We start from the raw sequence: 11924 nt of genomic DNA, 5'->3' as shown, positions 1-11924 counted from the left end.
CACTCCTGACCATTTTGCGGTTACAGCAGGAGCTTTACTGCATCGCAGCGTCCAGCTTGGCCTTCCAGTCACCGTTTTCCAGCGCCTTTGCCATGAAACCGTCCACCGCAGCCTTGAAGGCCGGGTCCTTGCGCAGCAGATAGGCGTTTTCAAAATGGGTGAAGGGTTCCTTGACGGCAGAAGGGCAAAGCACGCCGGGATGCAGCTTGGATTGCAGGTCCACTTCCACGCCGTCGGTCACCATTACATCCGCCTTGTTGGCGGCAATCTGATCGAAAATCACCTTATTATCGGGAAAAACCTCGATAGGCGCCTTGGTGAAATGCTCATGGGCAAATTTGTCGTTGGTGCCGCCGGGATTGACGATAACGCGCACCGAGGGCTGATCGATCGCCTCCAGCGTCACCAGCCTGTCCTTGTCCTCGCAGCGGACGATTGGCCGTTTGCCATCCTTGACATTCGAAAGCGAGAAATCACCGACCTCGGCCCGGGCCGGATTGACGGTAATGCCGCCCAGAACCATGTCGAACTTTCCGGCCTTGAAATCCTCCAGCATGGTTTTCCAGGAGGTCATCACAAACTCCGGCTTGACGCCGAGATCGGTGGCCAGCGCCTTGCCCATGGAAATATCGGCTCCGACCAATTCGCCATCGCCACCCTTGTAGCTGAAGGGTTTGTAATCCCCTGTCGTGCCGATGCGGATCACGCCCGCCTGCTTGATGGTTGCCAGTGTGCCATCCTCGGCATGGGCAAGAGAGGACGTCAACAGCAGGGCTGTGACCAGAGCGGTGCGGAAAAACGTCATTATCTGTCTCTTTCTTGAGCATCAATCAGGGCGAGGGCCAAATTCGGCCCTTTGGCATCTGGGCAGCAAGTTTCATTCCAAATGACAAGGCGCTCCCGTCTACATGGCGATATAGCGATCCTTGCGGTGATTGATCGCCAGCGTCAGGTTGACGACAACAGCGCCGATGATCGAGCAGGCAATGATGCCGGGCGTCGCCACGAAGAACGAGCCGATCAGCACCATGCCGTCAAAGCAAAGCTGCACAAGTCCGGCCCGCCAGCCGTAGCGATCCTGGAGATACAGCGCCAAGATACCGAAGCCGCCAAGGCTTGCCTGGTGGCGAAACAGCACCAGCATGCCAGTTCCCACCAGCAGCCCGCCGAAGATGGCCGCCACCAAAGGGTCCAGCAGGGAAAAGCCGATGAATTTCGGCAGGATGGCGCTCAGCACGGAGGTCAGCAGCACCGCGATGAAGGTTTTAGCCGTGAAGGCCAGACCCATCCGCCGGAAAGCGAAATAGTAGAAGGGCAGGTTGATGGCAAAGAAGATCGGGCCAAACCCCACAGCCGACACATAATGCAGCAGAAAGGCGACCCCCGCTGTGCCGCCGGAAAGCAATTTGGCATTGGACAACAAGACGACGCCCAGCGCCGCCAGCATGCTGCCCGCCAGCAAACCCTGCACATCGTCCAGCAGGGAATGCTGTTCAGGACTTGAGGCGATGGGCTTGCGGGACTTGCCTGCCTGTTTGTCTGTTGCCGCCATGAATCTGTCCTGCCTTTGCCACCACCTGGGGATGTTCATCCGTAGACCTGCGGGCCGGGGTCCTCAAGCGCCGAGGCGCAATATCGCCACGGTTATCCCCGGTCGCCGGAGACCGCGCCCCAGATAGATGCAGCAATATACATATCTTCGAAATTACAAATTAACGATCATCTTCTACTCTCTGGCCCATGAAACAGGCTCGGCGAGATTTCTTGCTTTTCCTGCAATGCATTGACGGGCCATGGAGGAGACGCCGGAACAGATGAACACGACCATGACGCTTATTCTGGTCAATAGTGCCCTTGTCACGCTGTTTTCCATCGTTTCGAGCAGGCTGGCCGGATGGCTGGAACAGCAGAACCCTGCCTATAGGCCAATCGGGCTTGGTATTGCCGGCGGCGTCACGGCCATCGTCGCCATGCAATTTCCGATAACGATCGTACCGGGTCTTTTCATGGATCTTCGCAGCAGTGCCATTGCGGTCTGCGCACTGATGGGCGGCCCGGTTTGTGCCATTTTTGCAGCGGGGATTGCTATAACCTGGCGTGTTCTGGAAGGTGGGATCGGCGCTGGAGCCGGAGCTCTTTCTATTTTACTGGCTGCAGGCGCGGGTGTTTGGGCAGGCTGGCGCGATGAACAGGCAATCTTGAGCCTACGGCGCATCGCGGCCATGGGCCTTGGTCTCATCATTCTGCCACAGGTAACGCTCTTGGTCATTCCGTCTGAAACCTGGCCAGCGGTGTTTGCCGTCTTGCCACTGCTTTTGCCAATGCAATCCCTAGCTGCTCTGCTTGCAGCGACTGTGATCAGAAGCGAGACATTGCAACGCGCTCGATTACAGGAGGCAAAACTTTACCGGACCGTGATTGAGAGCATGCCGGAAACCCTGACGGCCAAGGATCGAGATGGCCGCTTCATCCTGACCAATCTCGCCTCGGCCACGGCCCTGGGCCTGAACGACCCCGCGCAGATGATTGGCAAGACCGATGCGGATTTTCATTCCCCCGAGCTTGCAGCCCGCTACCGTGCTGGCGAAGAGGCTGTCTTTGCCGAGGGCAAACCTGTCCATATCGAGCAGAGCTATGAAACGCCTGCCGGCGCCAAGGGCTGGTATTCGACCCTGAAATATCCGATCCACGACCAGAGGACCGGAGAGATCATCGCTCTTGCCACCCATAGCCGCGACATCAGCAAGCAGAAGGAACTGGAGCAGCAATTGGCTGAGAGCCGCCAGCAATTGGCCGATGCCCTGGCCAATATGGCCGATGGGCTTGTGATGTTCGATCGACAGGGAAAGCTGGTCTATTGCAATGAACGCTATCGCTCCATGTTTTCCAAAACCGCGGATATCAGGGTGCCTGGCGCTGATCTGCACGACATCATCGCCGCTTCGCGCGCACGTGGCGAAGAGATGACACCTCGCGACAGCGACCCCATCCTGCCAGAACAAGTCTTCGACAGTCTGCCTGTTTTACCGCTGGTGCCGGGCAAGCGCGAAATCACCCTCTGGGACGGACGAAGCCTCGAAGCGCAGACAAGAAGTGTCGGCGGAGGCGGTTCGCTGATCGTCTTTACGGATATTACCAGGGCAAAACAGGCGGAGGGTTTACTGCGCCATACCAATCGCGCCCTGGAAAAAGCGGCCTTTACCGATGGGCTTACCGGCCTTTACAACCGGCGCGCCTTTGATGTGCAACTCCGGCAAGAATTTGCACGCTCCCACCGCACCGGGTCGGGCGTCAGCCTTTTGATGATCGATATCGACCATTTCAAACTGTTTAACGATCGCTACGGACACCAGGCCGGGGACCAATGCCTGCGCCAGATCGCCGCGACTTTGCGTTCGGTCGCAAAACGCAGCACCGATATCGCTGCCCGCTATGGCGGCGAGGAAATGGCGCTCATTCTCTCCGATACCGATCTTGCCGGAGGCTCGACTGTGGCGGAATACTATTGCCAGGCAGTTCGCGACCTGCACATTCCCCATGGCGATAGCGAAAAGGGTATCGTCACCGTCAGTATCGGCGTGGCAGCTGCCCCGTCCGACGATATACAGTCCAGCGACGATCTGGTGGCGAGCGCCGACGCTGCACTTTACCAGGCAAAACACAGCGGCCGCGACCAGTATGTCACCGCCAGCCATGGTCCCGCCCTGGACACGGTCCAGCAAAACCGCAAACTGGTTTTGGCAATCGGCAATGCCTTAAAGTAATCGACAATGCATCTCCGCACCCCGGTGAAAAGCCGAGGCGCCATTCTGCATAGCGTTTCGAATGAACGTCATGGCGGATGTCAGGTTCAGTTTGAACCTGACCGACTCTCAATGCCCACTGGCCAGATAGATTTGCGGCGCTACCGCCGTCATGTCCAGCTTGGGGCGGGCGATGGCGAGGAAGCGGTCCAGCGGACAGGCGCCATCAACCTGTTGTTGCTCGCAGCCTGGCAGGGTGATGGTCGCCTGGAGTGGCGGGTTTTTGTCATCCAGAACCGATGCATTGCGGATCTGCTCCAGCGACGGCGCGATGAACTGCATGCGCACGAACACCTTGCCCGTGGCATCGTGCAGGCGCTCGAACGCCATGGTGCCGGTGGGTGGGGTCTCATCATCGAGATAAGGCGGGATATGCCAATGCAGGCCGAGCATGGCGCCAATTTCCGCCTGCTGCGTGTCGGAACCGGCAAAGAGCAAATATTTCGCATTTGGCGGACCATCGCTGGGCGCACTATTGTTGGCCAGACCTGTTGCTGGTTCGGCGGCAACCGCCAGCAAGAGCTGATTGAGAAGATTGGAACCATCGCGGGCGGCAAGATAAGGAACACGATTGCCGAGATCATATTTGATCTGGCGCAGCTGCGACAGGCGGATAATGTCCGCTTCTGTCGGCGTCTTGCCAAATCCCACCTGATCGGCAGGAAACCCATTGGCATATTGCAGCAGGAAGACCTGTACGACGGTGCCAGCATCCTTCAACGGGCCGACCACTTCGACGCTGGCAGGCTTTTCCCCCTTGGCCTGCTTGACCTTGATAGACCAGGGACGGTCGGACAACGTACAGGCAGCCGACGCCTCGGCCTTTTCGCAAAGCGAGGCCGCGCAGCAGTCGAGAATACCGTCGAGTTCCGTCATCAGGCTGGCAGCGCGTGCCCGGGGCTTTTCAAGATCGCCACCCGCTGCCTCTAAAATAGCGGCCTTGGCCTTGTCGGGATCGACAGCGCCAAGCCTGGTATCGGAAGGGGCATAGAGCACATCGACGCCATCCGTGGCCTCGGTATTGTTGAAGCCAACTGTCAGGCCGCAGCCGGGAAACAGGGTGGAAAGCATGACATTACCGGTATCGATGGTGCGCTTCACCGAACCATTCGCCCAGCCGAACACCGTGCCGGTCGCAGGGCAGCCGTCTTGCGGCAAAAGCCCCCGGCCCCGGAGCATAGCGCCCTCCCACCGTGCCAATTGCACTGTTGCTTCAGCGCCGTGCGGCGTCAATTGACCATCGGCGGTATCCCATTGCAGCCAGGGCTTGGACGATAGCGGGGCGATTTCCTTGGCGCTGGTTTGCGGGCGCACGCCATGGCGCATCAACACCACATACTTATCCAGCACCATGCCGCTATCGGCAAAGGCCAGTGGGGTAAAACCCGGTGCGGAAAAGCCCACCATAGCCAAGCCGAGCGCTGAGAAAACCAATGTTCGAACCGATATACCCATCGCCATGCTCCCGAAGCACCAGTCTTGAACCGAAAATGGAACAAGGACTGTGGCGGCTCACTTACCTTTGGCGGGTGACCGTTATATGACAGAACATAAAGCAGGCCATGCCGTGATCCGTCAGGAGCGCAGCGCAGCCACTGGCGATTGGCGATAGGCAAGCCAAGCCGGCAGCGCCGAAAGCAGCCCGGCAAAGACCAGCATGGCACAAATCTGCCAGCCATCCTGGCTTGCGAATTCCACCGGCAGGTTAAAGCCATTGCTGGTCTTGACGGTTTGCGAAATGACCCTTGCCGCCGCATATCCCATAGCCACACCAAACCCGATACCGCCCAGGAACAGGCTGAAAAGCTCGCACCAGACGATCAGGAAGACCGAAGATCTGGGGGCGCCAAAGGCTCTGAGGGCGCCAATCTGCTTGCGGCGTTGGCCGATATGAACGACCGTCACCAGCAATAGCGCGCCCGCCACCAGCGCCTGCGCGCCGATTGCCACGAAGGACAAAACCAGTTTCGCATCACCCAGCGTCGCGTAAAGTCTGGTCAGAACCTCACCAGGGAAAACGCCGAGTGTCCGGTCGTTGCGATAGTCCTGCCGCAGCTTATAGGCGGCGGCAATGGTTTTCGGCTTAACCAGAATGGCCGGTACGCCAGGGTCTGCGGCTGAGAACTGCTCTAAGAGAGCTGCATCGGGGTCGATATGACCATGATGATCGTGCTCGTCATGATCCTCATCGTGACCGGCCTCGCCCTTGTCCGCTGCTGCCTCCTCCGCATCGTGATCCTCATGCTCTTCACCGAGACCGTGAATATGCCAGACGGCCTGAACCGGAACGAGGATAGCGCGATCCCAGGCCGTGCCGGTGGCTTTCAGCCTGCCAACGACATGATAGGCCAGTTCGCCATGGGTATGGCCGCCTTCGGCAGCCGTGCCATGCATCGGCTTGACCGTATCGCCGGTCTTCAGTTTCACATCGGCACCGACCACCGCCTCGCCTTCGCGCTGAAACAGCTGCCCCTCGGCAAAGCCCGGCGTGGTCGCAGTAATCAGCCGTGTCGTCGTACCGACAATCGGATAGCCGGAAAAACTATCGCCAAACGCCACAGGTGCTGCCCACTCCACACGGGGATCGGCCTGCAATGTCGCCAGAACCCCACCCGGCACCAGCGGCAAGGGCGAAGGCTGCAAAAACACTGAGGACAGGACCAACTGGGTTTCCGACCCGGCTGCACCGATCACCAGATCAAATTTATCCGCAGCCCGGGCACTGCCCAGCCGCAAGGCCCGTTCCTGCAAGGTCACCGTCACGCCAAGCGCGGTCGAGAGCGCCACCAGCAGGCAGACAACCAGCGCACCGGCCCAGAGGCGGCGCAGATCGGCAAGGATGAAACGGATCATGCGTCACCTTCCCGAGGGCCGGCCTGATGCCCAACAAAGTCACCTGTGTCATGGACGATTTCGCCGTTTTTCAATTCGATCCTGCGGGGCAGGCGCTCCACCAGACGGGCATCGTGGGAAACGACGATCAAGGTGCTGCCCTCACTTTTCGCAAGATCCAGAAGAAGATCGGCAACCGCAGCCCCCGCCTCGGCGTCGAGGCTTGCGGTCGGCTCGTCGGCAATGATCACGCCGGGTTTTCTCAACAGCGCCCGGGCCACCGCCACCCGCTGCATTTCGCCACGCGACATGGTTTCAATAGCCTGATCAGGACGCCCAAGGCCGAAACGCTGCATCAAGTCGTGGGCGCGCTTGACGCAAGCAGGCGTCCCCACCCGCGCCAGCCGGGCTGGCAGCAGGATATTGTCGATGGCCGACAGGCCGGAGAACAAATGAAATTCCTGCATGACAAGACCGATATGCGCCGCGCGGAACCGGTCGCGCGCGCCCTCTGACAGACCCGACAGGTCGGTGCCGTTCCAGCGGGCTTGGCCTTGGCGCAGGCGCTCCAACCCCGTCATCACATTAACAAGCGTGCTTTTGCCCGAACCGGAACCGCCGGTGATCGCCAGTTGAGCCCCGGCGGCAACCTCAAGCCGACCAATGTTTAAAACCGGCTTCGGCAAACCAATATAGCGGACCGCGACATCCTCGAGAGCAAGCGACATCATGGGTGATCACACCGTGCCATAAGTGGCATTTCTCAGCCGCAACAGACTAACGAAACCCGTTTCAGGGTCGGTCCAGGACCCCATTTCCAGGGTTCCAGCCACTTCGATGCGGGTTCCCGGCTGCACGAATGTCTGCTTTCTATCCAGGTAGACCACGACGATATTGTCCGGCCAGTCCGCGTCCGAGGAACAGAACGGGCAGAGCGCCATCGGAATTTCCGTCAGCACGAAAAACGCCGCTTCCGCCTTCAGCGGCGGCGCCATAAAACCGCGCATCGCCACCGGCTTTCCGGCAGCCTGTTTGACCATGTCGGAAAATTCCAGCCCGAGCACGCCAACCTTGCCATAGAGCTGGTCAAAATCGATCAGCTGCGGTGCTGCCTTTGCCGGTTTTGAGAACAGCCCAAGGGCGGCACACCCGAAAAGGGCCAAACTGTCTCGCCGCCGAAAAGCAACCCTGCTGAGATCTTTCATCGTAACGCCTCGGCACTGAACACGGCATCGCACCACGCCATGCACCCTCAAAAATAGAGCATTTCCAGGAAATGCGTAAAAACAAATGGTGGAAGTCTCAATAGAACAGGCTCCGGATGCGATATCCGCACCCGGAGCCGAGTATCATAGCAGGCTTAGTTGGCCTTTGGCGCACCAAGGGCAAAAGCGTCGGCCAATACCTTGTAGACGTCGCTTTCTTCCAAATAGCCCTTGAAGCCTTCCGAACCGGCACCCGTGGCCTGAAGCACGACATCGTCAACAGCGTGGACGGCGGTGTCGGCGGAGCGTGGCAGATTGCCTTCGCGGAAAACCGCACCCGGCACCGACTTATAGGCCTCGTTGGCGACGTATTGCTTCTTCTCGTTCTGGATGGCGGGTTCGAACGGACCGTCCATCTTAGGGCGGAAGGTCTCGTAATAGTCCGGGAAGTTGGACGAAAACACCGCCAGGCGACGCGATACATCGACCTTGTCCGGGAAGCCGTCGCCGTCCTTGTCTTCATAGTTCGGGAAGCCGGCATCGGCATAGACGCCAACCTTTTCGCGCATCTCGGTGCCGGGCTTGTCGTCGTCAATGGTTCCGATGATGGAAACGCCATGGGTGTGGTCGCCGGTGACGACGATCAGCGTATCCGGATGAGTCTTCAGGAATTCGAGGCCAAGCCCAATCGCCTGATCGAATTCGATGGTTTCATACATAGCCCGATCCCAATCCATCGGATGGGACATTTTATCGATGGAAGCGCCTTCGACCATCAGGAAGAAGCCGTCCTGGTTCTTGGAGAGCTGATCAAGGGCAACCTTGGTCATATCGACCAGGCCCGGCTGATCGGGGAATTTGTCGACGGTCCCCTTCTTCAGGAACTTGCGATCCAGAAGCGTATCCATGTTGCCGGTATGAAACAGACCGAGCAGCTTGCCGCTATTGGTGCCAGCAGCAGCGTCCAGTTCGGTCTTTGAGGTCGCCAGCGTATAGCCCGCATTCTTGAACTCGGCGATATAGTCCTTGTCGTCCTTGCGCTTCGAGCCGGGGATGGACTTGGACAGGAAATAGGCCGAACCGCCACCCAGGATGACATCCGGCTTGACGTTGAACATCATGCCGACAATTTCGGCCTTGTCGGCGCGGGCGCGGGTATGGGAGACCACGGCAGCGGGCGTTGCATCTTCGATTTCAGCCGGAGAAACAATACCAATCGACTTTTTGGTGGTGCGGCGCAGCGCCTCGGCAATGGTTTCGACCTTCGGGTCATCAAGGGTGTTCGGGGTGCGGTCGGCATAAACGCCAAGCGCGTTCACGGCGGTCTTGTGGCCGGTCATATAGGCCGACATGGTGTTGGCGCTATCGGTGGCGATGGCATTGGTCGAGGACGTGCCGATAAAGGCCATCCGGTCGAGGCTATCCATGTTGAGGTGGCCGTTAGCCTTGCCTTCGGTCATGCCCTTGGACATGATGCGGGCGCCGGTGCGGTGGGCAACCGACAGACCGTCGCCGAGGAAGAAAATGATATTCTTGGCAACAGGCTTTTGCTGGGTCGCATAGACATCCCAGGTGACGGATTTCTTTTCGTCGCCAGCCGAAACCTCGACCTTGTAGGAGCCTGCCGGAAGCTTGACATCACGCAGGATCAGGGCCGAACCCAGAACCTTGCCTTCCTTGCCTTTTTCTTCGGCGGTGAACTGTGCCTGGCTGCCGAACACGGCCTTGTAGTCCTGGCCGTTAACGGTGATTTTTACGTCTTCCGGCTTGACGACAGATTTCAGCTCGACCTTGAAATCAAAGGGAGAACCGGTGAGGATCGTGGCGCGATCAAGCGGATAGACCGTGGCGGCTTGAGCGCCACCTGCCAGAACCGTCGTGGTAAAAAGAGCTGCGAGAATGGTGCGCATAATGTTTCCCCCAATATGTGCCAGATGATTGCAGGGCGGTCTTAGGGCGCAGAGATGACAGGCAGATGACAACGCCCGATTGCGTGCCGATTGTCTAAATGCCTCTCAATCCTTGCGGAAGACAATGCTGGCCGTCCACCCGGTGATGACAGCCACCAGCACGGCGAAGATACCGTAGGACAAGGGCTGGTTATGGGCAGCATCGGTGATTGCCTGTTCGACACCGGTCTTCACCACGCGCAGGCGCAGATCCTTCTGGGCCAGGAAGACGCCGCTCTTGAACAGATAGGCATGCACGACATGCACGCCATCGGGAATACTGGCGGGCAGCCGCAGGCTGGCGCGAAACAGATTGGTGCTGACGAAGCGAATACCGGTATCGCCCTCCTGATAAAGGCCGCTCGTCTGTTGCAGGCGGCGATAGGCAGCCCGGAACTCGCCCATATTGATGTCGCCAACGAAATGGCCAGTCGGCGTCAATGGCAGATAGTCGACGCCAAGCCCCAGATCGTTCAGAACCTCGCGTGGGGCAATCGCCTGCACCGGCCTGGTGCTGGCAACCGAATACGAGGTCGGCACCCGCTCGAAGGTCAGGGATTGACGGTTGACCCAGATGCCAAGGAACCGCTCCTTGCGCCGCACGGTCGCCGCTTCCCTCGGGCCTTCCAGCGTCACCACGACATCATATTGGCCGATGGCCAGCAGCAATTGATCGACATTGTTCAGCGCACCAAACACAGTGAGATCCGCACCGCGAAAATCCGAGGTAATGGCGATTTCATTGGTGGACGTGCCGATTTCCAGCGTTTCCTTACCGGTACTATCAGGGGTCAGAAAGGGGATCTGGGCGCTCGCCGCGCTCGCAAACGGGATTGCGCCAGAAAGTGCGATCAGCGCGATAAGGAGGAACCGGCACAGGATCATCGGCCCGTACTCCCCACCACGATCGAATAGGCATCGTCAGGGGTCATCACCAGTTCGATGGCAAGGCGCAGGCCAACGGCCATCACCAGCAGGCCCAGCAGAGCACGCAATTGTTCGCCGCGCAGTTTCTGGCCGACCCGCACCCCATATTGCGCGCCGATCACGCCAGCGATCATCAGCATGAAGGCCAGAACGATATCGACCGAATAATTGGCCTTGGCCTGGGCAATGGTGGTGAAGGCGCTGACGAAGATGATCTGGAACAGCGAGGTGCCGACCACGACATTGGTGGGGATGCGCAACAGATAGATCATCGCTGGCACCAGAATGAAGCCGCCGCCGATGCCCATCGGCGTCAGCACGCCGACGAGGAAACCCAGCACCAGAATGGGGATGGCGCTGAGATAGATCTTCGATTTCTTGAAGCGCATCTTGAAGGGCAGCCGATGCACCCAATTATGATGACCGGGGCGGCGCACGGGCGCTGGCTGCTTGCGGGCCGCACGGCGCAGCGCACCGATGCTTTCCCAGAGCATCAGCGTGCCGATGGAGCCCAGCAGCACGACATAGAGGATGGAAATGAACAGGTCGATCTGGCCGAGCTTACGCAGAGCGACAAAGATCCACATGCCGAGCGACGCGCCGAACAACCCGCCAACCAGCAGCACGCCGCCAAGCTTCAAATCCAGCGAGCCACGCCGAAAATGGCTCATGGCGCCGGAAACCGAAGAGGCCACCACCTGATTGGCGCCGGTGGCAACGGCAACGACGGGCGGAATATTATAGAAGATCAGCAAGGGGGTAATCAGGAACCCGCCGCCGACACCAAACATGCCCGAGAGAAAGCCAACAGCCGCGCCCATGCCGAGGATGATGAAAATATTCACCGACAGTTCCGCAATCGGCAGGTAAAGTGTCACGGCTGTCCTCGAAATGCGCCCGAAATGCCAAATTCCGCCGTCACGACCGGAATGCCCATGACGATGCCCGTCAATCCTTACGATATCATTCCTTAAATCCCGGTAGATTTAGGGGATCTTACCCAAAAAACCTCAAGCGTCACGTATTCTAAAATCCTGACGCTCGCCCGGCATCCGGCAATATTGATCAGTCCCGTAGGTGTGTTTAGGCGATTGTAAGAGGATTTCGTTCGCCTGCAAGGCAAAACGGCAGACGCAAAATCTTTCGGCGCGCTCTCTCGCCTGAGTTTGCCTCAGCGAAAGTTGAGTTTGTCCGGGTCAATCTGAACT

Annotated in this window: 10 protein-coding genes; 1 reads left to right on the top strand and 9 read right to left on the bottom strand. The window is 58.8% G+C overall.

Features of this window, described 5'->3' with window-relative positions:
- Positions 1-34: 34 nt before the first annotated feature.
- Entirely contained in the window at positions 35-805 is a 771-nt protein-coding gene (locus AVI_RS02475; RefSeq protein ID WP_015914865.1) for a transporter substrate-binding domain-containing protein, read from the bottom strand.
- A gap of 99 nt (positions 806-904) precedes the next feature.
- Positions 905-1552 carry a YitT family protein gene (locus AVI_RS02470; protein ID WP_015914864.1) on the bottom strand — a complete coding sequence of 216 codons (648 nt, stop codon included), beginning with the start codon at positions 1550-1552 and terminating at the stop codon, positions 905-907.
- 262 nt (positions 1553-1814) lie between these two features.
- On the opposite strand from AVI_RS02470, the gene AVI_RS02465 reads away from it, so the two are divergent.
- The gene (locus AVI_RS02465) at positions 1815-3764 is read left to right on the top strand and encodes a diguanylate cyclase (RefSeq protein WP_015914863.1); all 1950 of its coding nucleotides are present in this window, start codon (positions 1815-1817) and stop codon (positions 3762-3764) included.
- Positions 3765-3872: 108 nt separating this feature from the next.
- On the opposite strand, the gene AVI_RS02460 is transcribed toward AVI_RS02465, so the two are convergent.
- The 7 genes from AVI_RS02460 to AVI_RS02430 form a co-directional block, all read right to left on the bottom strand.
- A complete protein-coding gene (locus AVI_RS02460; protein ID WP_015914862.1) occupies positions 3873-5258 on the bottom strand; it encodes a histidine-type phosphatase in 1386 nt (461 codons plus the stop codon).
- 120 nt (positions 5259-5378) lie between these two features.
- The gene (locus tag AVI_RS02455) at positions 5379-6656 is read right to left on the bottom strand and encodes an ABC transporter permease (protein ID WP_015914861.1); all 1278 of its coding nucleotides are present in this window, start codon (positions 6654-6656) and stop codon (positions 5379-5381) included.
- Positions 6653-7366 (bottom strand): ABC transporter ATP-binding protein, encoded by a 714-nt coding sequence (locus AVI_RS02450; protein ID WP_015914860.1) that lies wholly within the window; start codon positions 7364-7366, stop codon positions 6653-6655. The genes AVI_RS02455 and AVI_RS02450 overlap by 4 nt, the downstream gene beginning before the upstream one ends.
- Positions 7367-7372: 6 nt before the next feature.
- Positions 7373-7840, bottom strand: coding sequence for a hypothetical protein (locus AVI_RS02445; RefSeq protein ID WP_015914859.1), 468 nt, complete (start codon positions 7838-7840; stop codon positions 7373-7375).
- Between the two features lie 155 nt (positions 7841-7995).
- Positions 7996-9750, bottom strand: coding sequence for an alkaline phosphatase (locus AVI_RS02440; RefSeq protein ID WP_015914858.1), 1755 nt, complete (start codon positions 9748-9750; stop codon positions 7996-7998).
- Between the two features lie 105 nt (positions 9751-9855).
- Positions 9856-10674: a TIGR02186 family protein gene (locus AVI_RS02435; protein ID WP_041696158.1), complete on the bottom strand. Its 819-nt coding sequence runs from the start codon at positions 10672-10674 to the stop codon at positions 9856-9858.
- The gene (locus tag AVI_RS02430) at positions 10671-11594 is read right to left on the bottom strand and encodes a sulfite exporter TauE/SafE family protein (protein WP_015914856.1); all 924 of its coding nucleotides are present in this window, start codon (positions 11592-11594) and stop codon (positions 10671-10673) included. The genes AVI_RS02435 and AVI_RS02430 overlap by 4 nt, the downstream gene beginning before the upstream one ends.
- Positions 11595-11924: the final 330 nt, after the last annotated feature.

This window comes from Allorhizobium ampelinum S4 (assembly GCF_000016285.1).
GTDB lineage: Bacteria > Pseudomonadota > Alphaproteobacteria > Rhizobiales > Rhizobiaceae > Allorhizobium > Allorhizobium ampelinum.
The sequence above is the reverse complement of the archived record's forward strand: the minus strand, read 5'-3'. Positions and strand labels throughout refer to the sequence as shown.

What these genes read in the sequence shown, in the direction of transcription:
- AVI_RS02465 (WP_015914863.1), top strand. Translation starts at nt 1,815, where the DNA reads ATGAACACGACCATGACGCTTATTCTGGTCAATAGTGCCCTTGTCACG.
- AVI_RS02435 (WP_041696158.1), bottom strand. Translation starts at nt 10,674, where the DNA reads ATGATCCTGTGCCGGTTCCTCCTTATCGCGCTGATCGCACTTTCTGGC.
- AVI_RS02455 (WP_015914861.1), bottom strand. Translation starts at nt 6,656, where the DNA reads ATGATCCGTTTCATCCTTGCCGATCTGCGCCGCCTCTGGGCCGGTGCG.
- AVI_RS02440 (WP_015914858.1), bottom strand. Translation starts at nt 9,750, where the DNA reads ATGCGCACCATTCTCGCAGCTCTTTTTACCACGACGGTTCTGGCAGGT.
- AVI_RS02475 (WP_015914865.1), bottom strand. Translation starts at nt 805, where the DNA reads ATGACGTTTTTCCGCACCGCTCTGGTCACAGCCCTGCTGTTGACGTCC.
- AVI_RS02460 (WP_015914862.1), bottom strand. Translation starts at nt 5,258, where the DNA reads ATGGGTATATCGGTTCGAACATTGGTTTTCTCAGCGCTCGGCTTGGCT.
- AVI_RS02450 (WP_015914860.1), bottom strand. Translation starts at nt 7,366, where the DNA reads ATGATGTCGCTTGCTCTCGAGGATGTCGCGGTCCGCTATATTGGTTTG.
- AVI_RS02470 (WP_015914864.1), bottom strand. Translation starts at nt 1,552, where the DNA reads ATGGCGGCAACAGACAAACAGGCAGGCAAGTCCCGCAAGCCCATCGCC.
- AVI_RS02445 (WP_015914859.1), bottom strand. Translation starts at nt 7,840, where the DNA reads ATGAAAGATCTCAGCAGGGTTGCTTTTCGGCGGCGAGACAGTTTGGCC.